17 protein-coding genes are annotated in these 25,504 nt (G+C 59.8%); 8 read left to right on the forward strand and 9 right to left on the reverse strand.

The genetic code is table 11. From position 1 onward, the window contains the following. The first annotated feature begins 27 nt into the window (after positions 1–27). Positions 28–882, forward strand: coding sequence for a MurR/RpiR family transcriptional regulator (locus DXB98_RS01780; RefSeq protein WP_117742928.1), 855 nt, complete (start codon positions 28–30; stop codon positions 880–882). 177 nt (positions 883–1,059) lie between these two features. On the opposite strand, the gene DXB98_RS01785 is transcribed toward DXB98_RS01780, so the two are convergent. Together DXB98_RS01785 and DXB98_RS01790 are read right to left on the reverse strand one after the other, a co-directional pair. Then, a complete protein-coding gene (locus tag DXB98_RS01785) occupies positions 1,060–2,373 on the reverse strand; it encodes a DUF4038 domain-containing protein (protein ID WP_117742929.1) in 1,314 nt (437 codons plus the stop codon). Positions 2,374–2,580: 207 nt separating this feature from the next. Next, on the reverse strand, positions 2,581–4,008 hold the full coding sequence (locus tag DXB98_RS01790; protein WP_117742930.1) for a PTS transporter subunit EIIC: 1,428 nt from the start codon (positions 4,006–4,008) through the stop codon (positions 2,581–2,583). Positions 4,009–4,497: 489 nt separating this feature from the next. Here DXB98_RS01790 and DXB98_RS01795 point away from each other — a divergent pair, with 489 nt between their 5' ends. Then, positions 4,498–5,835 carry a prolyl oligopeptidase family serine peptidase gene (locus DXB98_RS01795; RefSeq protein ID WP_117742931.1) on the forward strand — a complete coding sequence of 446 codons (1,338 nt, stop codon included), beginning with the start codon at positions 4,498–4,500 and terminating at the stop codon, positions 5,833–5,835. Positions 5,836–5,907: 72 nt separating this feature from the next. After that, positions 5,908–7,419 (forward strand): nucleoside hydrolase-like domain-containing protein, encoded by a 1,512-nt coding sequence (locus DXB98_RS01800; RefSeq protein WP_117742932.1) that lies wholly within the window; start codon positions 5,908–5,910, stop codon positions 7,417–7,419. A 396-nt stretch (positions 7,420–7,815) separates the two neighbouring features. Here the strand turns inward: DXB98_RS01800 and pyrE are convergent, their stop codons facing one another. After that, complete coding sequence (gene pyrE / locus DXB98_RS01805) at positions 7,816–8,496, reverse strand: orotate phosphoribosyltransferase (protein WP_117742933.1); 681 nt, start codon at positions 8,494–8,496, stop codon at positions 7,816–7,818. A gap of 437 nt (positions 8,497–8,933) precedes the next feature. Between pyrE and mgtA the strand changes: the two genes are divergently transcribed. Then, the gene (mgtA, locus tag DXB98_RS01810) at positions 8,934–11,702 is read left to right on the forward strand and encodes a magnesium-translocating P-type ATPase (protein ID WP_117735657.1); all 2,769 of its coding nucleotides are present in this window, start codon (positions 8,934–8,936) and stop codon (positions 11,700–11,702) included. Positions 11,703–11,801: 99 nt separating this feature from the next. Here the strand turns inward: mgtA and DXB98_RS01815 are convergent, their stop codons facing one another. Next, a complete protein-coding gene (locus DXB98_RS01815) occupies positions 11,802–13,346 on the reverse strand; it encodes a helix-turn-helix domain-containing protein (protein ID WP_117742934.1) in 1,545 nt (514 codons plus the stop codon). A gap of 243 nt (positions 13,347–13,589) precedes the next feature. Beyond that, entirely contained in the window at positions 13,590–14,918 is a 1,329-nt protein-coding gene (locus DXB98_RS01820; RefSeq protein ID WP_117735655.1) for an ATP-binding protein, read from the reverse strand. A gap of 408 nt (positions 14,919–15,326) precedes the next feature. Between DXB98_RS01820 and DXB98_RS01825 the strand changes: the two genes are divergently transcribed. From DXB98_RS01825 to DXB98_RS01840, 4 genes are all read left to right on the forward strand, one after another. Then, positions 15,327–16,064, forward strand: coding sequence for a DUF4428 domain-containing protein (locus tag DXB98_RS01825; protein WP_117742935.1), 738 nt, complete (start codon positions 15,327–15,329; stop codon positions 16,062–16,064). A 24-nt stretch (positions 16,065–16,088) separates the two neighbouring features. After that, on the forward strand, positions 16,089–17,411 hold the full coding sequence (locus DXB98_RS01830) for a hypothetical protein (protein WP_117742936.1): 1,323 nt from the start codon (positions 16,089–16,091) through the stop codon (positions 17,409–17,411). A 48-nt stretch (positions 17,412–17,459) separates the two neighbouring features. After that, complete coding sequence (locus tag DXB98_RS01835; RefSeq protein WP_117742937.1) at positions 17,460–18,698, forward strand: SPFH domain-containing protein; 1,239 nt, start codon at positions 17,460–17,462, stop codon at positions 18,696–18,698. A gap of 80 nt (positions 18,699–18,778) precedes the next feature. Then, entirely contained in the window at positions 18,779–19,618 is an 840-nt protein-coding gene (locus DXB98_RS01840; protein WP_117742938.1) for a hypothetical protein, read from the forward strand. A gap of 194 nt (positions 19,619–19,812) precedes the next feature. On the opposite strand, the gene DXB98_RS01845 is transcribed toward DXB98_RS01840, so the two are convergent. The 4 genes from DXB98_RS01845 to DXB98_RS01860 form a co-directional block, all read right to left on the reverse strand. After that, a complete protein-coding gene (locus DXB98_RS01845) occupies positions 19,813–20,436 on the reverse strand; it encodes a response regulator transcription factor (RefSeq protein WP_117742939.1) in 624 nt (207 codons plus the stop codon). Further along, complete coding sequence (locus tag DXB98_RS01850) at positions 20,433–21,926, reverse strand: sensor histidine kinase (RefSeq protein ID WP_117742940.1); 1,494 nt, start codon at positions 21,924–21,926, stop codon at positions 20,433–20,435. The genes DXB98_RS01845 and DXB98_RS01850 overlap by 4 nt, the downstream gene beginning before the upstream one ends. 2 nt (positions 21,927–21,928) lie before the next feature. Further along, positions 21,929–23,812 (reverse strand): histidine kinase N-terminal 7TM domain-containing protein, encoded by a 1,884-nt coding sequence (locus DXB98_RS01855; protein ID WP_117742941.1) that lies wholly within the window; start codon positions 23,810–23,812, stop codon positions 21,929–21,931. Between the two features lie 368 nt (positions 23,813–24,180). Next, complete coding sequence (locus DXB98_RS01860; protein ID WP_233505057.1) at positions 24,181–25,449, reverse strand: ATP-binding protein; 1,269 nt, start codon at positions 25,447–25,449, stop codon at positions 24,181–24,183. Positions 25,450–25,504: the final 55 nt, after the last annotated feature.

A 25,504-nucleotide genomic window follows, 5' to 3' on the forward strand; every position in this document is an offset into this window, starting at 1 on the left:
ATCGCGATACGAACGCATAGGAGCCGCATGGACATCAAGCGAAAGATCATGCAAGACAAGGGGCTCACCCCCACCGAGCAGCAGCTCGGGCAGACGGTTCTCGCCATGGGCGAGAACGTTCGCGGGCTCTCCATCAAGGAATTTGCGCGCCAGGCCAATGTCTCCGTCGCGAGCATCCACCGCTTTTGCAAAAAGCTCGGCCTTGAGGGCTTTAAAGAGCTCAAGGTCGAGCTGGTGCGCGCAGCCTTGCGCGCAGACTCCACCCCCGAGGTGGATATCGACTTTCCCTTCGATGCCACCTCCACCCCCGCACAGGTAATGGAACGCATGGAGAGCCTCTATCAGACCACATTGGCCGAAACGCAAGAGCTACTCGACCCCGCACAGCTCGACTACGCCGCCAAGCTCGTCTTGCGCGCCGGCACCGTGGATATCTACACGGGCTCGCATAACCTGTATCCAGCGGGAATGTTTCGCGATCGCCTGCTCTCTGCCGGCAAAAGCGCGACGTGCTACGACAATGTCGAGGCCCAAGTGCGCACGGCGCTCGCCTCGGGCCCCGACCATGCTGCAATCGTCATCTCCTACAGCGGCCTTGCCCCCAACCTCAAGGATATTTTGCCAATTCTCAGCAGTCGGAATGTCCCGGTCATAGTCATCGGCACGCCATACTGTGCCCGCATTCACCCCGGCTTTGCCGCCTATCTCACGGTGAGCGACCACGAGAGCATGACGCACCGCATCACGCAGTTCGCCAGCCACATCGCTGTGCAATACGTGCTCGATTCGCTCTATAGCAGCTACTTTGCCAAAGATTACGCCCGTTGCGCCGAGTTCCTCGAGCGCTCGTTTCCCTACACCCGCCTCCCGGGACTCAAATAGACCGAGCGAGGATTTTTGGACACCCGAATCACGAGAGTGGATAATCTCCCACTTTGAGCCCCCAAACAGGCCAAAAACGGGAGATTGTCCACTCTCATTCTATGAGTAGTCATTGGGGACGTTCTTAAACGACTAGTCAAACAAGAACGTCCCCAACGACTATGTTGGAGCTGCGCGCTACCGAGCAGTCGACACCACCAGGAGCGCGTCGTGCTCGAAGGGATGCTGGGCCACGCGGATGCCGTCTTCGATACCCGCGACCGGCAGGTTTGCCACGCGCTTGGTCTCCAGGTCAAACGCCACCGCGCTCCAGGCTGCAGCGCCGCCCTCGAGCTTGAGCTTCACAGACGTGGTCCTGGGCAGATAGACCACCACGCGCTCGCCCACACGCGCCACGCGGATGGCCTCGCGTGCGTCGTCGAGCAGCTCCTGGGCGGGCTCCACGGCCGCCGCACTGTCCGCACTCGTGGCGCCCAGGCCGCGCAGCACGTGCTCGATCAGGCCAAAGTCCCACACGCCCGCAAACTGCAGGCACTCCTGCCAGCGGAACGGCATGTCAAAGCCCTCGCCCAGGACCGAACCCTGGCTGCGCGACGTCTGCCAGTTCCAAACACCGTGCGCGCCGTAGGTAATGCCCGCCGAAGCACCGGCCAGAATGCTCGACCACACGCTCGCGCGGCAATCCTGCGCGGTGAAACGCCAGTACACGTTGCGGCTCGCGCCCATCTGCTCGTAGCAGGGCTCGGAGTTGACCATCGGCTTTTTAGGGTAGCTGGCGATAAAGTCCTGCGGCAAGCGCCAAGCCTCGGGCTGACCTTCGTAGTTGTGGCCGGGCTGGAACATGTAAAAGTCCAGGCGGTCCAGATACTGCGCCGGTATGGTGCGGTTGGCGCGGTTGATGTGCATGGTGCGCAGGGCCTCGGGCGCACGCTTGACGACCTCGTCGAGCGCGTCCTCGTAATAGGCGATGGCCTCGTCGTCCGCAAAATCGGTGTCGCCCGTCACCACGTAGACGGGATCGTACTCACCCAGGTTGTCGACCACGCGGGCAACGTGGGCACGCACCTCCTCGCGCGGCATGACCTCGACGCCGCAACGCTCGGCGATCTTGGCACCCCAGGTACCGGGCACGTAGTTGCACCACATGAGCACGAGCGCCGGGCGAATGCCGTGCTCCACGGCCGCCCGGCACATGCGGCGGGCGCGGTCCCAGTACTCCTGGTTGGGCGCGCTCCAGTCAAAGTGCACGCCATCCTCGCTCGCGTAGGGCCAGATGCCCAGGTCGGGCAGACAGCGATCCCACTGCGGCAGGGTGTTAATCTGAAGCACATTCATGCCCTGCTCGGCACGGCGGGTCAGGTAGTAGTCCCAGTCGTCCTCGGTAATACTCGTAAATGCGCTCCAGCACGTATCGGCAAACCAAAAGAACGGTTTGCCATCGCACAGAAAGCCATCCTGGCGACCGTTGACGGTCAGCTTTCCTAGACTCATCTGCATGTCCTTTCGCTTGATAACGGAATTGCGAACCGCTAGGGCTTTCGCGGTAACCTTACGCAAAGACCCCGCCGCCCGGCACATCCTTGCGGGCAAAGCATGCCCATCCCCATCAGTCTACCTTGCAAGAAGGGCCCCGCCGGGCTTGCGCCTGACGGGGCCCTGTCGTGTAGGTAAGGTCATATGCGACCGAATGGCTTGGCCTTAGGCCTCCATCTCGGCGAGCTCCTTCTTGGAGAAGCCGGTCACGTAGACCACGGCGGCGGCGATGACAAAGGAGATTGCCATACCGACGATAGCCCAGACGGTGTTCATCTGGCCACCCTGCAGGTAGTTGGTGAAGACCAGGAAGTTTGCGGCACCGCCCGCGAGGTAATAAGTGACACCCATGAGGCCGGAGAACACAGCGCCGATGGCACCGCCGATGAACATACCGAGCATGGTGCGACGGAAGCGCATGAGGATACCGAAGAGCGCGGGCTCGGTGACGCCGCCGGCGATGGCGGAGATGACGTAACCCAGGGCAAGACCCTTCTCGTCGGGGTTCTTCATCTTGAGGAAGGCACCGAAGGCGCAGCCCCAGACGGCGGCCATGGCGCAGTTGGTGGAAACGAAAACGAACGGATCGTAGCCGGCAGCGATGATCTGAACCTGAGCGAGCAGGCCGATGGGCATGTGCATGCCGCAGACCACGAAGAGTTGCCAGAAGGCGCCGAGGATGGCCATGACGATCAGGATACCGATGCCGCCGAGGTCAGCCAGACCAAACAGGGCGTTGGCGATGAGGTTGCCGATCTCGTTGCCGATCGGGGCGAGAACGATGAAGGCGATGGGGATCGTGACGATCATGGTGCAGAACGGCGTGAAGACCGTGGAGAGTACGTCGGGCATGACCTTCTTAAAGAACTTCTCGACAAAGTAGAGCACCGGCACCGAAAGGATGATCGGCAGGACGGACTGCTGATAGTTGGCCGCGGCGATCTGGATGCCGTAGACCGAAATGATGCCGCCACCGTCCTGGGTTGCGACGCTCACCACGGACGGGGCCATAAGGGCACCGCCGAGGAGCATGCCGAGGACGGGGCTGGCGCCGAGCTTCTTAGCTGCGGCATAGCCCAAGTAGATGGGGATAAACGTGAACGTTGCCTCATACAGCGTGGTGTAGAGGAACGTATAGGTCGGGTCGGTATCGGAGAGGACGCCGAGCATGGTGGGGCCGAGGACGGCCGCGATGGTGCGGAACAGACCGCCGGCCATGAGCAGCGGGATGAGCTGGGTCATGGAGCCGGACAGGTAGTCGAGGATGATGTTGGGCAGGTTCTTGAGCTCGAACTTCTCCTTGGGAGCATCGAGGTTCTCGTCAACGGCGGCACCCTGCTTGACGCCGGAGATGGCGACGAACTCGGCGAGCACCTTGGGCACGTTCTGGCCGATGATGACCTGGAGCTGGCTGCCGACGAACTGGCAACCCAGAACACCCTTGACCTTCTTGATCTTCTCCACGTCGGCCTTGCTGTTGTCCTTGAGCGTCAGACGCAGGCGCGTCATGCAGTTGGTGGCGACGGTAACGTTCTCCGCGCCGCCCACGAGCTCGAGGACATCGGTGGCAATCTGCTTGTTATCTACTGCCATGGGACCCCTCCCCATATCGTCGTGTGCCTACCCGCTTGGGCATAGGCACGCCTTTGGCCCGGCGACTATAACCCCTTACGGTTACCGGACCCTTGGATACGCTGTCGTAAACAATGTGTTTACTGAACGTTTACTGGCTTTAGTTTACACGGAGTGTCTGATTTGTGGCAATTTTGCCGTCTGGAGTCCGGTGAACGGTAGAAAATCGGGGGTGAACGTATTTGAACAGCAGAAGAGCGTCTATTTGGTTCCGTATTGGTATTTGGCTAATTACGTGGGCTTTTACTTTGATGAACACCTCTATAGCCTGTTAACTCATTAACAAAAGCCATGCTAGACGTTAGTAAATATGTGTTTAGCTGTTGATTGCGCGTTCACTTTTGCCGTTTACCGAGTTCAGCTGCTTGTTCTACAATTCTGGATTAAACTAAACATGTTTAGATTGTATTGCCGATTATGTTTAGTATTTGCGGCACAAGGGAGCAGCTTATGGAACTCAAATCGTGTACCTACGCAACCGTCACCACCTTGGGCGACTTTGGCCCCTGGATCAGCAAGGTCGTACTCGACCTGCCCTGCACCGTACGCGCCAACGATATCGACGCGAACACCTTCCATATATATGCAGAGCGTCACGAGCGCACGGGCGAGGTCCTGATGCGCAAGGAGCGCGGTGCCGACCATGCCGCGCCCTCCGTGGGCTACATCGACGTTCTCGCCGCATATCCGTGTGACGAGAACGGGCGCAAACTCGCCGTAAGCACCCATGCGGCGCTTGAGGTCGCCGAGCAGCGCCTGACCAAAAAGATCGAAGGCGGCGTCATGGGCTCGCGCATGCTCGACGACCAGATGCGCATCACGCAGCTCGCGGCTCTTCCCGGCAACGACGGCGACGACCCCACCGTGGGGCTCGTCTTCGACACCTGCCGTGGCGATATCTGCCCCGCGCTCAAAGGCTGGAGCAACGCCGTGCAAAAGACCGCCGTCGACGGCATCGCACTCGAGTATGGCTATTTTGAGCCGAGCTTTGATTCCGCTGACTCCGCGCTCTTCAACCCGTTTGCGCCTCAGGACACGCCCGCCGTTGAAAAGGCGCCGCTGATCGTGTACCTGCACGGCGCTGGCGAGGGCAAGGGCGACACGCAGGGCGAGGGCGCCACGCGCGCCTATATCGGCAACCGCGTGACGGCGCTCTCGCAAAAGCAGATCCAGCGCTACTTTGGCGGCTTTGCCTGGGTGCTCGTGCCGCAATCGCCCACGTTTTGGATGGACAACGGCGTCGAGCAACTTGGTCGCTCCAACCAGAGCATCTACTCCCCCGTGCTCAAGGCGCTCATCGACGAGTTTGTCGCCGAGCACGCCGACCGTATCGACACCGACCGCATCGTGGTCGCCGGTCTTTCCAACGGCGGCTTTATGACCCTGCGTCTGTGCGCCGACTATCCCGATTTCTTCGCTGTGGGCCTTCCCTGCTGCGCCCCGTGGTACAACGCCACGGACGAGGATGTGGCCGCGCTCACCAAGACGCCGCTGTGGTTTACGCACTCCAAGGGCGACGAGCTCGTGTGCCCGCAGGAGACGGTACTGCCGCTGTTCGCCCGCTTGCGCGAGGCGGGTGCCGACGTGCACCTCACCTACTTTAGCCATGTCGAGGACCTGACCGGCGTGTATCGCGAGGCCGACGGCTCGGCCAAAAAGACGTTCAACCACGGCGTGTGGATCCACCAGTTCAACGACCTGTGTTATCAAGACTTCGACGGGGGCAACGTACTCATCGACGGCGAGCCGGTGGGCTGCTGGGAGTGGTCGGCCAGGGTTTCGAGGTAACCATTCCATCGGGTGCCCCGTCTTGCCTTGCGCGTAACTGGCTGAAAAAAAATCTTGGCTGGAGTTGTTCCTATGTCTCAGAATTTGACTCGAGTGATTGTTACCACCGATATGGAAGTCGATGATATGAACTCTCTGGTTCATTTGGCTCTGTATCTCAATGTGCTCGATGTGCAGGCTGTGGTGTACACGGCTTCGCAATATCACTTTCTTGGCGATGGTGTCCATACGCTGGGCGAGGTGAATCCGCATTGGCGGACCAAAGGCGTGCGCTCCTATACCTGGGACGTCGTTCCGCACGAGCCCGACCCCGAAGCTGGCTCGCTCATGGAGTACCGCCCATTCCCCAAGGGTTGGATCGAAAGCCTGTGGAGCAACGAGTATGCCCAGGCCTGGCCGCAGCTGCAGGCCAATGCCGCTGCCGCCGGCGAGCCGTCCTTCCCCACGCCCGCTCAGATGATCGAGCGCACCTATATGGGCAACGCCGCCTTTGAGGGCGACGTACGCGAGGAAACGCCCGGTTCGCGCGTCATCGCCAACGCCATCATGGATGATGACCCCCGCGCGCTGTGGCTCCTTTCCTGGGGCGGTATGAACACTATCGTTCGCGCCCTCATGTCCATCGCCGAACAATGGCAGAACACACCCGAGTGGCCCGCCGTGCAGCAGAGGGTCCATCAGAAGGTGCGCGTGATGGGTGTTGCCGATGGCGTAGGGCAGGACAACTCATGGCTCGACCATGGGCGCGAGCTCTTTCCCGAGCTCGTCTTTTGGCGCGTGCCCTATAGGTACGGCGGCTATATCGACGCCAAGACGGCTCAGCCCGATACGCTGCCGCTATTTAAGGCCCCTTGGCCCGAGCAGAATCTCACGCAGGGAAACGGCCCCCTCATGGCGCGCTATATGCTCTATGGCGATGGCAAGGTCTACGAAAACGAGCCCGAGCGCTTTCAGTTTGGCAAGCATGCCCGTCTGGATTGGGGCCTGGAGGGCATGCCCGCGATGCAGTTTGAGCGCGGCGACTTTATGGCCGAAGGCGACAGCATGACCTATATTCCGCTGCTGCCGTTTGGCCTGCGCGGTATCGACGACCCCGACTTCGATACGCTACTCGGCCGCATGTTTCATGATGGGCGCCCCGATGCAGACGCACCCACCGTTTTTGCCGCCATCAGCACGCCTGCAGACGACAACCCCAATCCCTACCTGCGCGCCTATCAGGAAGACTTTGCCGCCCGCGCGCAATGGTGTGCCCATGATCCGGCAGCCTGCTCGCATCCGGCGCATGTTGTCGAAGCTGTGGCCGATCGCAGTGCCGTAGCCGGCGAACGCGTCGCCCTTGCAGCGACCATCGTCGACCCCGACGACAAGGGCTTCGATGCGCATTGGGATGTCGCCGTGGACCCGTCGAGCTATGCGGGCGCCCAAGACCTGTCGCTGTGGCAAAAATGCACGCCGGACACCACTTTCGTCGTGCCCGCCGACGCACGGCCCGGCGATCGCTTCGCGCTCACCCTCACCGTGCAGACACGCGCCGAGCGCCCCTGCAGCCGCTACGCCCAGGTCGCCATCACCGTCGCGTAGCAACCGACGGCGCCCACATTCGGCAAGGAGTGTCCCCAGGCGCCGGCACAAAAGGAACGTCCCCAAGTGCCGCCTGTTCGCCGAGCGAGGATTTTTGGACACTCAAATGACGAGAGTGGATAATCTCCCACTTTGAGCCCGCAAACAGACCAAAAACGGGAGATTATCCACTCTCACTCTGCGGGCACTCATTTAAGTACGTCCCCAATGAGTACCCCCACGGCAACGGCACCGCCGATGTTTTGGCAACGACAGCGAAAACCCGCCAGAGCGAGCAAGGTGCCTTGAAACAAGGCGGCATTGACCTTCTGGTCATGCCGCCGAAGTTGAAAGGCAGATTGCCGCTCTGGCGGGTTTGCAGCGTCGAGCCGTTACGCGGTTCGTAGAACCGCGTAACTAACGAACTCCGTACTGCTCGTAGTAGGCGTCGATGGCGTCCTTGAGCTCATCGTCGATGACGACCTTGCCGTCGATCTCGTGGTTGTAGAGAGTCTCGACGACCTCGGCCATGGAGACGATGCTCGCGACGGGGAAACCGTACTTGGCCTCGATCTCCTTCTGCGCGGTGGTCACGCCACCCTTGCCGACCTCCATGCGGTTGAGGGACACGATCAGGCCCTTGATCTCGACATCGGCAGCAGCCTTGACCTTGGGATAGGTCTCGTCGATGGACTTACCGCTGGTGGTGACGTCCTCGACCATGACCACGCGGTCGCCGTCCTGGGGCTCATAGCCCAGCAGGTTGCCCTTATCGGCGCCGTGGTCCTTGGCCTCCTTGCGGTCGCAGCAGTACTTGACCTCCTTGCCGTACAGCTCGTGGTAGGCAATGGCGGTCACGACGGCCAGCGGAATACCCTTGTAGGCCGGTCCAAACAGCACATCAAAGTCGTCGCCAAAATTATCGTGGATGGCCTGGGCGTAATACTCGCCCAGCTTCTTGAGCTGATAGCCCGTCACGTAAGCGCCGGCGTTCATAAAGAACGGGGACTGACGGCCACTCTTGAGCGTAAAGCTGCCAAACTTAAGAACGTCGGACTCGACCATGAACTTGATGAACTCTTGCTTGTAAGCCTCCATGCGGGCTCCTCTCGTAATCGCGTACGTGCCTTCCAGTTTAGCGCAGGCGAAGCGTCGATGCGGGCGCGCTTTGAGGCCACGGCATTCTGTAAAGGCTTTGTCAGGGGCAACGGTTTTCCGAACAATGGGGGTTGACATGTCAAACCCCCTCATCAAGAATACGGGCGGATTAAAACGGGTACGAGATACCCAAAGCGCGCTGCGCCCGTCCATAAGGAGGTGTGCCATGGAAGGCAGTCATAGTCGAAAAACCTGCATGTCGCCCTCGGCACGCCGCGAGGATTCCGTATTCGCATAAGCGCCACGAACCGATCGTCAAAACCGCCACAAAGGTGCCTGTCCCCTTTGTGGCGGTTCGCGAGCTTGACGTGAGCGACATCTAGGTTTTTAAAGCACATACGACACGTACGCTAACTCCCTTCAACAAGGAGGACCCTATGCTGATGCTCAAAACCGCTACGGTACTCGAAGCTATCTCCAAGCGCCGCCGCACGGCGCGCCCTGCCGCCCACGCCGGCCTGTCCAAGAACACCATATTCGCCGCCACCCATTGTGCTGAGGACACTCTCGTACTGCTTGACGCCACGGCAAACGGCCTCACCGCCGAGCACGCCGCCGAGCGCCTGAGCGCCGTCGGCCCCAACACCATCGAAGCGCCGACCAAGACGCTCGCCCGCCGCATCGCCGACGCGTTCGTCGATCCCTTCGCTGGCATCCTCGCCGCCCTCGCACTGGTCTCGCTCTACATCGACGTGCTCGCCGTGCCCGAGCTGCAGCGTGACCCCTCCACGGTCATCGTCATCGGCATCATGTTGCTGGTATCGGGCGGTATGAAGTTTATCCAAGAAGCCCGCAGCGGCAATGCGGCCGAGGCCCTCAAGGACCTGGTCTCCAACACCTGCTGTGCCCTGCGCGACGGTGAGCGCGTCGAGATCCCCTTCGACGAGCTCGTCCCCGGTGATGTGATCCGCCTCTCTGCCGGAGATATGGTGCCGGCCGATGCCCGCGTCATCACCGCGCGCGACCTATTTGTGATCGAGTCCGCGCTCACCGGCGAGAGCGAGGCCGTCGAGAAGACCGCTGCCATCACCGTCGTCGAGGGCGCCGACGGCTCTGCGCTGCCACTCTCTGCCTGCAAGAACATCGTCTTTACCGGCACCTCCGTGCAAAACGGCACCGCCATGGCGCTTGTCGTTGCCACCGGCTCGGACACTTACCTGGGCGGCATCGCCAAGATGCTCAACGGGCGCGTCGAGAAGAGCGCGTTTGACCGCGGCGTCTCGAGCGTCTCCATGCTGCTCGTACGCCTCATGCTCGTTATGGCGCCGGCCGTCTTTGCAATCAACGCCGCCACCAAGGGCAACGTCATCGACGCGCTGCTGTTCGCCACGAGCGTGGCCGTGGGCATCACGCCACAGATGCTTCCCGTCATCGTGACCACGAGCCTGTCGCAGGGCGCCAAGGACCTCGCCCGTCGTCAGGTTATCGTCAAGGAACTGCCGGCGATCCAAAACCTCGGCGCGATGGACGTCCTGTGCTGCGACAAGACCGGCACCCTCACCGAAGACCGCATCGTGCTCGAGCGCTACCTCAACACCGACGGCAACGAGGACGCACGCGTGCTGCGCCATGCGTTTTTGAACAGCTTCTTCCAGACTGGCCTCAAGAACCTTATCGACCTGGCCGTCATCGACCGCGCCGACGTGACGCCCTCGACCGTCGCGCCCGATTCCATGCTGGGCCAGAGCCTGCGTGACCGCTATGCCAAGGTCGACGAGGTGCCCTTCGATTTCTCGCGCCGTCGCCTGAGCGTAGTTGTAGCCGACGCCCAAGGCAAAACCCAGATGGTTACCAAGGGAGCTGCCGAGGAGATGCTCGAGATCTGCTCCTTTGTCGAGGTCGATGGCATCGCTCAGCCGCTCACCGACGAGAAGCTCGCCCAGATTCGCAAGCAGGTCGCTGGGCTTAACGCCGAGGGCCTGCGCGTGATTGCTGTGGCGCAGAAGACCGATCCGCGCTGCGTGGGCGAGTTTGGCATCGCCGACGAGTGCGACATGGTGCTGATGGGCTTTTTGGCCTTCCTCGATCCGCCCAAAGCAAGTGCCGCGGGCGCCGTCGCCACCCTCGAGGCCAAGGGCGTCGCCGTTAAGGTCCTGACCGGCGACAATGACCGTGTCGCCGCCACCGTCTGCGAGCAGATCGGCATCGACGCGAGCAACGTCTTGCTGGGCTCCGAGATCGATGCGCTCGACGACGCCGAGCTTGCCGAGCGCGCCGAGAACACCCACCTCTTCGCCAAGCTCTCGCCGCTGCAGAAGGCGCGCCTGGTGCGCGTCATGCGCGAGTTGCTCGGCCACACCGTGGGCTTTATGGGCGACGGCATCAACGACGCCGCCGCGATGCGTGCGAGCGACTGCGGCATCTCGGTCGACTCCGCCGTCGATATCGCCAAGGAATCCGCCGATATCATCTTGCTCCAAAAGGACCTGGGCGTGCTCGAGCGCGGCATCATCGAAGGCCGCCGCACCTACGGCAACCTGCTCAAGTACCTCAAGACCACGGTGAGCTCCAACTTTGGCAACGTGCTGTCCGTAACCGCTGCGAGCCTGTTCTTGCCGTTTTTGCCCATGAGCGCTCTGCAGCTGGTGCTGCTGTCGCTGGTCTACGAGATCGTGTGCATCGCACTGCCGTGGGACACCGTCGACAACGCCTGGACTGCCCGCCCGCGCGCTTGGGACGCTGCGTCCATCAAGGGCTTCATGCTCGAGCTGGGCCCCGTGAGCTCGCTGTTTGACATCGTGACCTTCGCCGCGCTCTTCTTTGTGGTGTGCCCCGCCGCCGTGGGCGCAAGCTGGTCCGAGCTTGCCGCCGCGGGCGACGTCGCGGGTATGGCGACCTTTGCGGCGCTCTTCCAGAGTGGCTGGTTTGTCGAGTCCATGTGGTCGCAGACGCTCGTGATCCACATGCTGCGCTCCCCGCGCCTGCCGAGCCCGCGCGACCACGCCGCGCCCGCGCTGTGCGTTCTCACCGTGCTGGGCCTGGCGCTCGTCACTTGGCTGCCGGCAAGCCCCATCGCCGATGCACTGGGGCTCATGCCGCTGCCAACGAGCTTCTTCGCGCTGCTCATCGGCATCGTCGGCTCCTACATCGCGCTCACCCAGCTGGCCAAGCGCCGCTACATCGCCCGCCACGGCGAGCTGCTGTAGCGTTGCCGGCACCATCGTCAAGAATGTCTGGGCCGTCGCGACCCACCCCTGCTGGCCGCAGCGGCCCAAAACAGCTAAAAAAGCCCCGTCCCAAATTAGCTAGTCTTGAGGCGTCCAGGACCAGAAGAAGTTAATGAGGGCCACGCACGAGGCGGCACCGGTCTTTTTGTTGATTGAGGCGATATGACGGTAGAGCGTAGAGCGCGAAAGGAAGAGCGTTGCAGCGATATCCTGAACGCTCTCGTGCGATGCGACCAAGGCCTCCAAAATATCGCGCTCGCGCTCTGTAAGCTCAAAGGCGGCGACAAAGGCATGGAGACGTTCGTCGAGCGTGAGCTCCGGCACCTCCGCGGAAGCGGGCTCGCTCTGAGCAGACGCGCGATCCGCGCCAAGATCATCGGCAGCAAACGCCAGCTCGCCGGGCACCGCAGCGTCATCTGCCCGATGCCCAAACTGTCCCAGCAGCGAAATCGCAATGCCCACAAACAGTACGAGCACCGCACCCACCGCCAGCAGCACGTTCTGGCTCGAGATAATCGCCACCGCCGGCGCCGTCACGAGCATCGCGCAAATGTTGCTGATGACACGACCCATGCACGGCCACAGATACGACCAGTGCGCATAAACCGAAATGGCAGCAAATTTCGTCGTAAAAAACACCACGAAGAAGCCCGAACCCAGATAGAAAATCGCCATGGCCGCAAGCACATTGCCGCCATTGCCGTCGACGAGCAAGACAAAGAACGAAAGCGTGGACAACATGGCAGTGCAAGTCATGGTGATGTTCATATACGAACGACCGTGCAGGTCAAACAAGGCGCCGGCAGCTAGAGCGCTCGCCGCCATCAACAGGCGCGGCCAATCGCCCAAATCGATGGCCCCGGCGGCATGCGAGGTCGTGAGCCCTGCATTGAGGGCGGCAAACACACCGGTAAGGCAGGCGGTTGCGACCGTCAGACGCACCACGGCGCGCCGAAAAGCCGCCGTTGATTCAGAATCGTCTTGCCACTTGGCGCCAAATTCCGACGCATCCACCGAAAGCTCGGCGATATCGGACTCGCGCCCAACCTCAGGCTCACCGTGTAGCTTGGCGCGACGGACGTTGTGGAGCAGTACCACCTGCGCAACCGCACAGGCAACAAGAACAAACTGCTGCGGAATCCCCGCAGGCATCACCATATGGTTGAGCACCTGCAGCAAAACGCCCAAAGCATACGAAAGTGCCAACACGCGCGCCAAATACGGCGTCCGTGCAAAGCGTCGCGCAAAGTTGGCATGGGCGGTCGATCCGCAGTAGCCCAGTGTGCAGAACGTCAGCAACCCGCCGGCAATGAGCATCTCAAATTGAGCCGCCATCATCAACAGCAGCAACGCCGATGCCAGCAACACGCCCGCGATGTCGCTTGTCGTATCGATCGCACGGGGACGGCGGTAGTACAGAAGGGGACGCACAAGAAAGCCGATTGCGCTCGCGCCGACGATGAAGCTCTCGTAGACAACGACCTCGCTCGGCGGCACAAACTCGGCAACGCGCACGTCAAAAAGATACTCGCCAGCCAAATACGTAAAATAGAACAGCGCTAGGCATATAATCTCCCGAATGCCCCGACGTAAGTATGCGGCTGTGTCTCCCATGCCTCTCATGAATCCCCCCCCCCCGCCGCTCAACTGTTTGGATTTCAATTTTAATAAAGAATCAGTCCCGATAACGAAGCCAAGCTCGAAATGCCGCGAATTTGACCCCAGTAGTCCACGGCGTGCAGCGTTTTTGAGCCGTCTGTCCCAGAAGGAGCACGACGTGGACTGCTTGCTCGGCAAAGAGTGTCCCCGGCGACCAGTCGTTTAAGAACGTCCCCAATGACTACCTTAGAGCTCTCAACCCTTCATCTATGGCATTTCTTTTAGCAGGCCCGCCATATATAGGGGCAAATACAATATCGCCTTTCCATCCACCACGTTGTCCCGGTGAAGCACGACCGCCCGAGCCAATCCATAGTTTTCAACGCTCATCAGGCGATCGAGGGCAACGTGCTTTGTGCTGTACCTACCCGATTTGACCTCGATAGGCAAAACGACGGGGCTCCGCTTATCCTCGATAATAAAATCGACTTCTCCAACCTTGGCCGCGTTAAAGTAGAACAACGAAGAGTAGCCGCATGCGCGCAGCTCCTGGGCGACCGCATTCTCAAAAGCCTGCCCAAAGTTGATCGATTCCCGCTGCGCAACAATGGCCTCGACATCAGCGGGAGAAAAAGTAGAGAACAGCAGCCCCACATCGCTCAGGTAGAACTTGAAAAAACTGTCTTCCCGCGAGAGACCCAAGGGGAACATGGGCTCGCTCACCCTCTTAACCGGGATCGCAACGCCCGCATTAACAAGCCAGTCAAAATCAGGCTGCAAATCCAAAAATCGTTTCCGCTTGTCTATCCCGGTAACGAGAAAGCGCTTGTTCTCTTTATTGAGCTGCGCGGGCATGGCATCGTAGATCGTCCTGATCCGTTGAGCATGCGCGGGGGCTTCGGCGTACCGTGCGATATCTGCGCGATATGCTTCGAGAATGCCCTGCTGACGAGCGCGCATCGCCTGTGTATCATGAGTTGAGACGAACAGCTGAACGGCCTCAGGCATGCCACCCACAAGGACATACCGATAATACGTCTCGATCAACCGTTCATGAATAAACGGAGGCACTTGTTCCCGTTTGCGATAACAGGCACGAACGACATCCCATAATGATTCGTCGACTCCCAGAGCCCAGGAGAATTCCTCGAAATCCATGGGAAACATCTCGAGGATATCGATAGTACCTACCGGCAACGACCGAAAATGGAACGCCTCAATCCCGAGCATGGAGCCGGAGTAAATGACATCGAAACGATCGTCTTGCGCAAGATAACGCATCCAGGTGATAGCGTCTCCGCAACGCTGCACCTCATCAAAAAACAGAAGCGTCTTTGTATCCGAAGCGATGGGCGATGAAGCCAGTGCGGTGATTCTCACAATGAGGTCATCGAGGCTCCTTGCCTCCCCTATGAGCTCGACCGCGTCGGGTCTCTCCACGAAGTCGATTTTCAGGAAGCTTCTATAGTTGTCACGGGCGAACTGCTCGACAGCGCTTGTTTTGCCAACTTGTCGAGCGCCGGTAATAAGCAGTCCCTGCCCGGTTTTAGTCTGTTTCCAGCTTTCAATTTTCTCGATTATTTTACGCTTGAGCATAACTTGCCTCCCTTTTCCTATTTTAACTGGGATAACTGCAAAATTCCAATTGAGTATTTATATATTTCAACATAATCTCAATTGGAATTGACCTCTATTGAACATTTTTAGAAAGCGTTGATCGAATTTCCGACAGCGGGTGGGGCCATAACCAACCTGTCTCTCGAGAAGAGCCCCCCCCCACAAGGAGTGTCCCCAGGTGCCGGCAGAAAGGAACGTCCCCAAGTGCCACCCTTTGGCAAAGAGTGTCCCCGGCGACTAGTCGTTTAAGAACGTCCCCGATGACTGCCCAAAATGGGCCATGTGTCCCAGTTGTGGAGACTTCTTGAGCCGCTTGGGTATCGTGAAAGGCCGCGCACTCACCCATCATCAAAAGTGACACACGCTACCAGTTGATGGGAGGCAGCCATGGGCTTCTTTGACAAGATGTTCGAGAAGAAAGAATGCGCGATTTGCGGTACCGAGCTGGGTCTTTTGGGAAAGACCAAGATCAACGAAGGCTACCTGTGCAAAGAGTGCGCCGGCAAGCTCTCCCCCTTCTTTAGCGGCTGGCGCTCCAGCACCGCAGACGACATCCGCGAGCAGCTCGCCTACCGCGAGGCCAATGCCGAACGCCTGGCGTCGTTCAACCCCACGCGCACGCTTTCTGCCGGACGCACCAACATCATGCTCGACGAGGACGCGGGCCAGCTGATCATTACCTCGCAGAGCCGCTGGCGCGACGCCAACCCCGACATCATCGAGTTCTCGCAGGTACTCGGCTGCGACATGGACATCGACGAGCATCGCACCGAGGTCTATCGCGAGACCAAGGACGGCGAGCGCAAGAGCTACGACCCGCCGCGCTACGACCTGGATTACGACTTTAACCTGACCATCCACGTCAACACGCCGTACTTTACCGAGATCGGCCTGCGCGTGAACGACTCCACCATCGAGCAGCGCGAATCCGTTGAGTACCGCGAGGCCAAGCGCCAGGCAACCGAAGTCCGCGACGCGCTGGTGCAGCTGCGCCAGGAGACGCGCGATAGCGTCGCGGCCGCCAAGGCTCCCAAGACTGCAGTCACCTGTCCCTTCTGTGGTGCAACCACGATTCCCGATGCCAGTGGGCGCTGCGAATACTGCGGCGGCGCCATCGGCGCATAGTCCCCGGCGCAGAAAGGACCGATCATGGCCTTCGAGAGCGTCAACTATCAGTGCCCTGCGTGTGGCGGCCCCCTTCACTTTGCCAGCGCCGAGCAAAAGCTCGTCTGCGACTACTGCGATTCGCGCTTTGAAGTCGAAGAGGTCGAGGCTCTCTATCGCGAGCGCCAGGGCAAGGCGGATGCCAAAGCCGACGCCGCGGCCACGGCGTCCAAGCCCGCTGTCGACGACGCGGTACAGGAGCTTGCCCAAAACGCCGGCTATATCTGCTCGTCGTGCGGCGCCGAGCTGATCTCGGACGGCACGGTCGCCGTTACCACCTGCCCCTACTGCGGCAACTCCGCCGTGGCACCCGGCCAGCTCTCGGGAGACTTCTCCCCCGACCTGGTGATTCCGTTTAAGCTCGAGCGCGACGACGCGCTGGCGGCGCTCAAGGAGCATTACAAGGGCAAGATCTTGCTACCCAAGAGCTTTGTCACCGGCAACCACATCGACGAGGTTCAAGGCGTCTACGTGCCGTTTTGGCTCTACGGCGCCCGCGTGGACGGCGAAGTGCGCTTTGATGCGACCAATGAGACCGTGCGCGAGGAATCCGACCGCACAGTAACGACCATCGACCACTACGACGCATACCGCAAGGGCAATATCTCGTTTGAGCGCGTGCCCGTTGACGGATCGACCAAGATGCCCGACGGCCATATGGATGCCATCGAGCCGTTTGATTACGAGGCTCTGCGTCCGTTCTCGGTCGCATATATGCCCGGTTACATCGCCAACCGCTACGACGAGGATTGCGAGGCCTGTAAGGCGCGCGCCGAGCGCCGTATGGAAGAAAGCACGGTCTCGGCCCTGCGTGAGACTGTCGTCGACGAATATGACGACGCCACGGTCGAAAGCAAGCAGCTCGATTACACCTGGGAAGACAGTGACTACGCTCTGTTCCCCGTCTGGATGCTTTCCACCTCATGGAACGGCAAGCGCTACCTGTTTGCCATGAACGGCCAGACCGGCCGCATGGTCGGCGAGCTTCCCTGCTCCAAGCCCAAGCTCGCTGTTGCCTCGGTGCTGTTCTTTGTGATCGGATTTATCCTCTCCCAGATTCTCTTTATGGGTGAGAACGCCTTCGATCCGAATTACCTCACCTTTGACATCGAAGGCATCCTCATCAACATCATCGCGCCGCTGATCATCGTGATTATCGGAGACGTGCTACTGGTAGGCCAGCTCAAGACGGCCAACGAGGCCACCCACGCCGACGAGTACTGCGGCGAGCTCGACCTGACCGAGAAGCACGACACCTTCAGCCACACCGAGACCACCGTTGTCATGAAAGACGACAAGGACGACTAAGCAATCCAACCAATACCACCCGGCCTTTGACGAGAAAGGAAGATCACCATGGGACTCTTGAAAGCTGGATTGGGAGCTGCCGGCGGCGTCATGGCCGACCAGTGGAAGGAATTTATCTACTGCGAATCGATGCCTGCTGACGTCTTGGCCTGCAAGGGCAGCAAACGTACCGGTGGCCGCAGCTCCAACACGCGCGGCGAGGACAACGTCATCTCCAACGGCTCGGTCATCGCCGTCAACGACGGCCAGGGCATGCTCGTGGTGCAAAACGGCAAGATCATCGAAGTCGCGCTGGAGCCCGGTGAGTTCGTCTTCGATACCGGCAGCGAGCCGAGCGTCTTTAGCGGCAACCTGGGCGATTCCATCAAGGAGACCTTCGCCAATATCGGCAGCCGCTTTACCTTTGGCGGCGACGCGGGCAAGGACCAGCGCGTCTACTTCATCAACACCAAGGAGATCATCGGCAACAAGTACGGCACCGCCTCGCCCGTACCCTTCCGCGTGGTCGATAACAACATTGGCCTGGACGTCGACATCTCCGTGCGCTGCAACGGCGAGTATTCGTACCGCATCACCAACCCGTTGCTGTTCTACACCAACGTATGCGGCAACGTGACCGATAGTTACACGCGCGACAAGATCGACAGCCAGCTTAAGTCCGAGCTGCTCACCGCCTTGCAGCCCGCCTTTGCCAAGATCTCGGAGATGGGCATCCGCTACAGCGCCATCCCCGGCCACACCACCGAGCTCGCCCGCGCGCTCAACGAGGTTCTCTCTGCCGACTGGCGTGACCTGCGCGGCGTCGAGATCGTGAGCTTTGGCGTTAACTCCATCGCCGCCTCGCAAGAAGACGAGCAGATGATCAAGGATCTGCAGAAGGCAGCGGTCATGCGCGACCCCACCATGGCGGCCGCCAACATCGCCAGCGCCCAGAGCGACGCGATGCGTGCCGCGGCGGCCAACCCCAACGGCGCGATGGCAGGCTTTATGGGCATGGGCATGGCAGGTGGCATGGGCGGCATGAACGCCAGCCAGCTGTTCGCCGCCGGCCAGGCGCAGCAGCAGGCCGCCCCGCAGCCGGCTCCGGCACCCGCTCCCGCACCGGCTCCCGCCGCACCTGTGGCCGGCACGTGGACCTGCAGCTGCGGCGCCACCAACACCGGCAAGTTCTGCTCCGAGTGCGGCAGTCCCGCACCCGCCCCGGCGCCGGCCAAGTGGTTCTGCCCCAACTGCGGTAGCGAAAACGGCGGCAAGTTCTGCAGCAACTGCGGAACGCCTAGGCCCTAACCCCTTTATCTGGTAATTGGCGGGGGATCCGCCACCCCCGCATTTGCTTCTATGGGTTTTCACACAAGAAGGAGGACACCATGAAGACAACGTTCAAAAAGTCCGCACTCGCATTTCTGACATGCGTCTTGGCGCTCGCCTTTGCCCTCACGGGCTGCAGCGGCGGCAAAGACCCCAAGGCCAACTTTGTCGGCAGCTGGAAGCTCTCGGGTGGAACCACGGAGGGCGAAGAGCTGACCGATGAGTATATGGATATGTTCGAGGAATGGGGCATCAGCTGCATCTTGGTCCTGGACGAAGACGGCACGGGCAGCCTCGATTTGTTCTCCGAAGTTTCCGACCTAAAGTGGGAGGCCAAGGACGCTACCACCGCGAGTATCACCGTCGACAAGGAGACGACCGACGTGAAGCTCGAGGACGGCAAGCTTGTCCTTGAGGACGGCGAGGACAAGCTCATCTTTAGCAAGTCCGATAAGGACCTGTCCGGTATCGTGAAGAAGGATCGCGAGGCCGCCGAGAAGGAAGAGGAAGTCGAGGAGGCCGTCGAAGACGGCGATGTCCAGAGCGTCGAAATCTCCCCCGCCGTCACTGTCGCCGATGACGACCTGTGCACCATCACCATCACCGAGAAGTTCCAGGACGACTGGGGCGACATCGGCTTTGTCGTCAACATCGTCAACAAGAGCGACAAGGACCTGACCTTCTACGCCCCCACCGGCAAGACAAACGTCAACGGCACCATGAAGGAAGCCTGGTTCTCGGCCCACCTGATGCCCGGCACCAACGCCACCGAAGAGTTCACCTTCTCGAACGGCACGCTTGACAGCTTCGACAGCCTAGTCAACACGACCATCGGCATCGACGCCTACCTGACCGATTCCTACGAGGACGTCGCTTCCTACAGCGCAACCATCGCGTAGCGACAGACATCGACAGCCGCGGATTGGCGGACAAACCCGCGCGCGTTCCAGACGGGTCCGCAGGAACTGATCCTGCGGACCCGTCGCTTTGCGCCAGCAACGCTCTGCCCACGCAAACAGGCCGCCCGCTGCTTTCAGGTGTGAAGCGGCGGGCGGCCTGTTTTTTAGCATCGAAGCACGGTCGAGAGCGTCGATTACGGGCGCTCCATGTTGGGAACGATGCTGCCCTCGGTCACCGCATGCACCGCCAGGCGCATGATATTGTCGTAGCCGGTCTTGCTCAGAATCTCCGAGATGCGGCGCTTGACGGTGCCCTCGCTCATAAACAGCTCGCCCGCAATCTCGCGACGGCTCTTGCCCTCGCAGGCAAGGCGCAAAATCGACAGCTCAACATCATCGAGGGCCGCCGTGCCCGAGAAAATGCTCTCGGGCGGTTTGGGAAACGTGCAGTAGCCCGCCAGCGTGGAGCGCATCACGCCAAACAGCTCGTCGATACCGACATTCTTGTACACAAAGCTATCGACGCCCGCCTCGCGCGCCTGATCGACAAAGGTGATCTCGGGCATACCCGTCATAATGATGACACGGCACTCGGGCAGTTCCTCTTTAATACGCGCTGCCGCCACGATGCCATTGGAATCGTGCTCGGTGCACACGTCCATCAGTATCATGTCCGGGCGCTCCTTGAGCACGATATCGAGGGCTTCGGAAGCATCGGCTATCGCGGCGACAACGGTCATATCGGACTGGTCGCCAACGGAGCGTGCGAGACTCTCGCGCAAGATGGCCTGGTCTTCGACGATGAGCACGCGGATCATGAGCTTCTCCTTTGGACCGTGGCGTTGGAGTGCAGCGGAATGGATACCGCAAGCGTAAAGGGCGGGGCGGGGCGGACTTCCAAGCTGCCGCCCAGATCTTGCGCGACACGCCTCATACCTGGGATACCCGTTCCTTCGCGATACGATACGGGGGCTGGGGACCCGTCGTTAGAAATAGTCATGTGCGCGACGGCACCAGCATCCGTCCCCTCCTGCCACAGGCGCACGTGGACCTGATGTGCCTGCGCATGCTTGGTAGCATTGGTCGAAGCTTCGCGGATAATCTGCAAGAATGCTGCGGCGACACGTGCATCCTGGGGCAGTGCACCCTCGACATCGATCTGCACGCTCACCAGGCCGAAGGCGTGGACGATATCGCCCAGCTGCTCCGAAGGCTCGCCGGCACCGCCACGGCGCAGATCAGCGGCGATTGAGCGCAGCAACGGGTCAATCTGCTCGAGCGACTCGTCGTCCAAACGCCCCTCCTCCAGATAGCGATGGAGGATAGACAGGCGCTGGCCGATCACATCGTGAACGCGGGCACGCATGCGCAGATAAGCCGCGTTGTCGGCAACTTTTTTGACTTCTTCGATCTGAGCCTGGAGCTCTTTGCCCGCAAGCGCAAGCAGGTGGTTGGCCTGCGCCAGGCGGTCATGCGCATGCGCATACTCTGTCACATCCAGACCGATTATGCGCTCGAACGAACGGCCCGAGACCATAACGTCATCGCACACAAACAGGCGAATCTCGGCGGGAGAAACCTCGACCACAACGCGCGCCTCACCAAAGCGGTCTAAATTGATGCGCACGCGGCTCTGGCTGCTTTCGGGCATTTGCATACTGAGTTTGCGCAGGTCGTTCCATGTACCGCTCATATCGCCTAGGTCGGTGGGCATATGAAGCTCCACCAGGTTTTTGCGCATGCAGCGGTTCATGAGCAGCGGATGGCCCCTCGGGTCTAGATACAGAATGCCCACGGGAATCACGTTGATAGTTTCAATCGTCGAGAACGCGGTGATGTCCTCCTGGCGGTTACGGACGTCCATCAAAAGCGCCGCGATGGAGCGGAACAGGAAGAACGCTCCCTCTGCGATAAGGACAACGGCCCACGCCGAGCCCATGGCAAAAACCACCGGCGGTGTAACGGCGACAACAAGCAGCAGCTCGGCCAGCATGACAGGGCGACGATAGTGCACCATAAGGACCACGCCATAGGCAAAGATCGCGGCATTGAGCCACAGCACTCCGCCCATTGCCCTGGCGCAAACGTCAAGCGGCGCCACCAGATACGAGCCAGACGACGCGAATAAGATGAGCGCCGAAATCATCAGGTGAAGCACAAGGCTCGCCTCGTAGGCGCAAATCACCTTGCGGTTATAGGACGAGCGCCGCGACGCGATGAGCGGAACGTGAATGGTCTGCAGGCATGCCGCTAGGGCAAAGACGACGTCGAGCGCGACAATCTGAGGAAGGATAAGCGGAATCTGCATGGTCACTCACCCGTCCGCGGCATCAAGACGATCATGCGCAGCTGACCGGGCTCGCCCTCAAGACGATACGCCACGTTTCGCCCCTGCAGCGCGACCTCGAGCTCGTGGGCGGCGGGTGTTCGCGAAAGATCGTCCTCATCGTTGGAAAAGAGCGTGGCGCGCAGCTCGACACTGCACGAGTCGTGGTCGCCCAAGTGATACATAAGCGCCGGATGATCGGTGGTGTAGGCAAAAAACGCAAAGTCGTACACGCAGTCGTACAGCGCGCTTACCGTACTGGCGTGCAGTGGGCGGCGTATGGCGACAATCGAGGCGCAGTCGACATCGATGGCGCGCAGATCGCTTGCGAGCTCGTTGGCAATCAGCTGAATACGGTCGCGGTCAAAGCCGCTCTCCTCGTGTTGCGCCAACGTGAGCGACCCTTTGCGCTTGCAATAGGCAACGAGCATTTTGGCGCACTGCAGCATGCGGTAACGCTCATGCGAGGATGCCTCGTCGGTAAGCGGAGGCAGCGAGCTCAGCAGGCTGTACATCTCATCGAGCGCGCGGGCAAGCGCCCGGTCCACATCTTGAACCAGCAGCGCCTCGGCCTCCTGGTCTGCCAAATGCGCCTTAAGGTCATAGTCGGCCGCGAGCAGTTCGTTTTGACGTTGCAGTTCCATACGCCGATACGCCAGCTCGCGATTGAGCTCGTTGAGTTCCGAGACCTCCTGGGCAAGGAGAGCCGACCCGCCCAGCAGCGGAAAAGCTCGATACATCACATCGGGGGCAGACGCCACGGTAAAGGCGTGGGCACGCCCGTACTCCTGCGCACGAAGCTCTTCGCGCACATCTGGCGTGATTGGTCCCGACATCGGCGTGGCATATGCCACCTGCAAGTCGCGCGTCAGAACCTTGAGATCGAGCGGCAGGGTATCGAAGATGCCGGCGATATCGTGATACGACGGGATAACGCCACAATCGAGGCAAATCTCGAGTGTTACCACGCACAGCACGCAATAGACCAGCGAAAAGTTGAGTTTCCACGCCCAGGGCACACGCAGGGCATACGAAGCGGCAAAGAACGCGCCGCCCAGCAACACGAGTGCTGCCGTGCCTGAAAAGCGCTGGATTCTATAAGACGAGGACCGTCCCACCAGGACAAAAAAGGCAACGACGTTAAAAGCCGTCCACGCCAGAAAGACAAAGTAACCCCAGCCATACGTGTAGTCGTTGCTCCAGGTTTCGCTTGCGCGGTCAAAGTGGAATATCTGCCGGTGCCAATCGTTGGTGAGCACAAACGCGATAAGCAGGGCGGCCGTAATCCACAAGGCCGTGCGGTAGCGGCGGCCCGCGCGATGTTGCTCCACGCCCACGAGGCGCATGCCGCATAGCTGAAAGAGCAGCGGGATGAGCGTCATGGGCACGTAGTACAGGTACCAAAGCAGCGTGGCGTAGCTTGGCGTGAATGATTTGTACTTAAAGATGACCTCAATCATCCACAGGGCGCAGATGGCAGCGATGGCAACAAGGCGGCGGCGCAACACATAGTCCAGGCAGCGCAGGTAAGCGAGAACGCCCCAGATTGAAAACGTGACTGCGGCGACAAGTAGCGGAAAGGAGCTCGTATGAGCGAGCTCGTCCGCGACCTCTTTGGACACCTCACCATAGACGGGCACGGTGTTGGAAAGCTTGGGGTCCGAGGCGAACAGCGCCGGCAAGACCGCTAAAAGCATAAGGAACAGCGCGGTGATGGCGCCGGCGATAGCAAAGACGCGGCGGCGGTATACACGATGCGATATGCCAACAAGGAATCGCGGCATGGCAAAGAGCTTGCCGCCCCTGGGATCCGCCGCGGGTGCGGATCGGGCGGCCGCGTGACCGATATGTCGCTCGCGGGTACCCATAGTGCCTTTAGTGTACCGACAGATGGGCCCAAAAATCGGGCCGCATGTCCCAAAATCCGCAGACGGCAAGGCGCGCAAGGAGTGTCCCTGACGACTAGTCGTTTAAGAACGTCCCCAATGACTACCTCTCAGGAGTGTCCCCAGGTGCCGACAGAAAAGGAACGTCCCCAAGTGCCAACTCAAACAGTACATGTTTAATCTGTTTCGTTAATTGAAATGCGTAAATATGGTTAATCAAAAAATTGATATTTGGTTAATTGGTAACTGTAAATTCGGTTAAACGCGCTGGTAAACAATGGTGATAATTAGGCAAGTAGTCATTGGGGACGTTCTTAAACGACCAGTCAAACAAGAACGTCCCCCAATGACTAATCGACAGCGAGGGTCTCCTCTAGGTATTCCTTAAAATACGGAAGGTCAAAGCCAACCCTTCCTCGGCCGCGCTCACCAATAATCCCTTGCTCAATCAGGCGAGCGCGGTATTGCGACGCATAATTGCTCTTTACGCCCATTCGCTCTGCAACGTCCGCAATCTTGCTCTCGCCCCCGTCTGCAAGCATTGCCTCCAAGAACGATTTATCGCCTTCGGACAGTTCGTAATACGTCGGCGCCAACACGCGCTGCTCCATGTCAGAACGCGCAAGCGCAATGCCCCTTGCAGCATCTTGGGCGGTTATCTCTTCTGCCTGAGGCCGTATATCCCAAGAGCGGAAACCGACGAGCTGCATAAGAAACGGAAAACCGCCGATGGCATCTACCATCTTCTGAAGGCCGTCAGCACTCACGCGCCTGCCACCGCCCTCGATGGTCTCCTTCAATGCAACGGCAATTTCCTTGTCGCTAATATTCCCCAAGTGGTGCTGAACTGATCGACGCAAAAATGAAACGGACTGGTTGCGCAGCAGCATTGACACCTGATGCGGCAGCCCCGCCATCAGCACTCCCACACGTCGGCCTTCGCGCACAAACATCTGGTACGTAGAGGCAAAACTAATCATTTCATCGAACGAAGCCGACACCTCATCGATCGTGAACAGCAAACCGATATCATATTTGTCCAAAGCTTTTATAAGGCGAGTCATCCGCGTGCGCCAGTTTGCCGAAGGTGCCTGCTCCGGCTCCCATTCCACGCTAAATAGCTGGCCCACACTCAAACCTCTGAGCCTAGGATTTAAGCCGCTATCGATATATTCAGCCGCAACTTCACGCGTTTGCTCGTAAATGTCTTCCAGCATTCCAGGAGCAGCAGCCACGCCAACCGAAATCCAACCATGCCTTTGCGCCTCGGAGCTAAGGTATGAGAGCAGGGCCGTTTTACCTGTTCCTCGTGCGCCAACATAGATTGTTGCCAAGTTGGGATCGCCGGGGCCGCGGTCGAGCGCTCGCACAACATCATTAATAAGATACGTGCGGCCGGCCATAATTGGCGGGACGATGCCAAATGTCGGCGTAAACGGATTAATGGGCACATCCATGGAACACTCCCCCGTCAACTCTATCCTGCTTTCACTAATTTTGCAAGTTTTAACTTCTTTTGCAAGCTTTAACTTCTTTTGCTTTCTTTCACTTCTTTTAACAAAGCGCCCGGCGGGCATAAGCTGCTCGCCGGGCGCCTTGGTTAGGAAGCTATAAAGCATGCCTTTCGAAATGCGGCGGTCAGGTCCACCTCCTAAGGGCCTGAGGTGCTCAAGA

This window comes from Collinsella sp. OM07-12, assembly GCF_003438275.1.
Taxonomy (GTDB): domain Bacteria; phylum Actinomycetota; class Coriobacteriia; order Coriobacteriales; family Coriobacteriaceae; genus Collinsella.

What these genes read in the sequence shown, in the direction of transcription:
- DXB98_RS01780 (WP_117742928.1), top strand. Translation starts at nt 28, where the DNA reads ATGGACATCAAGCGAAAGATCATGCAAGACAAGGGGCTCACCCCCACC.
- DXB98_RS01785 (WP_117742929.1), bottom strand. Translation starts at nt 2,373, where the DNA reads ATGAGTCTAGGAAAGCTGACCGTCAACGGTCGCCAGGATGGCTTTCTG.
- DXB98_RS01790 (WP_117742930.1), bottom strand. Translation starts at nt 4,008, where the DNA reads ATGGCAGTAGATAACAAGCAGATTGCCACCGATGTCCTCGAGCTCGTG.
- DXB98_RS01795 (WP_117742931.1), top strand. Translation starts at nt 4,498, where the DNA reads ATGGAACTCAAATCGTGTACCTACGCAACCGTCACCACCTTGGGCGAC.
- DXB98_RS01800 (WP_117742932.1), top strand. Translation starts at nt 5,908, where the DNA reads ATGTCTCAGAATTTGACTCGAGTGATTGTTACCACCGATATGGAAGTC.
- pyrE (WP_117742933.1), bottom strand. Translation starts at nt 8,496, where the DNA reads ATGGAGGCTTACAAGCAAGAGTTCATCAAGTTCATGGTCGAGTCCGAC.
- mgtA (WP_117735657.1), top strand. Translation starts at nt 8,934, where the DNA reads ATGCTGATGCTCAAAACCGCTACGGTACTCGAAGCTATCTCCAAGCGC.
- DXB98_RS01815 (WP_117742934.1), bottom strand. Translation starts at nt 13,346, where the DNA reads ATGAGAGGCATGGGAGACACAGCCGCATACTTACGTCGGGGCATTCGG.
- DXB98_RS01820 (WP_117735655.1), bottom strand. Translation starts at nt 14,918, where the DNA reads ATGCTCAAGCGTAAAATAATCGAGAAAATTGAAAGCTGGAAACAGACT.
- DXB98_RS01825 (WP_117742935.1), top strand. Translation starts at nt 15,327, where the DNA reads ATGGGCTTCTTTGACAAGATGTTCGAGAAGAAAGAATGCGCGATTTGC.
- DXB98_RS01830 (WP_117742936.1), top strand. Translation starts at nt 16,089, where the DNA reads ATGGCCTTCGAGAGCGTCAACTATCAGTGCCCTGCGTGTGGCGGCCCC.
- DXB98_RS01835 (WP_117742937.1), top strand. Translation starts at nt 17,460, where the DNA reads ATGGGACTCTTGAAAGCTGGATTGGGAGCTGCCGGCGGCGTCATGGCC.
- DXB98_RS01840 (WP_117742938.1), top strand. Translation starts at nt 18,779, where the DNA reads ATGAAGACAACGTTCAAAAAGTCCGCACTCGCATTTCTGACATGCGTC.
- DXB98_RS01845 (WP_117742939.1), bottom strand. Translation starts at nt 20,436, where the DNA reads ATGATCCGCGTGCTCATCGTCGAAGACCAGGCCATCTTGCGCGAGAGT.
- DXB98_RS01850 (WP_117742940.1), bottom strand. Translation starts at nt 21,926, where the DNA reads ATGCAGATTCCGCTTATCCTTCCTCAGATTGTCGCGCTCGACGTCGTC.
- DXB98_RS01855 (WP_117742941.1), bottom strand. Translation starts at nt 23,812, where the DNA reads ATGGGTACCCGCGAGCGACATATCGGTCACGCGGCCGCCCGATCCGCA.
- DXB98_RS01860 (WP_233505057.1), bottom strand. Translation starts at nt 25,449, where the DNA reads ATGCTTTATAGCTTCCTAACCAAGGCGCCCGGCGAGCAGCTTATGCCC.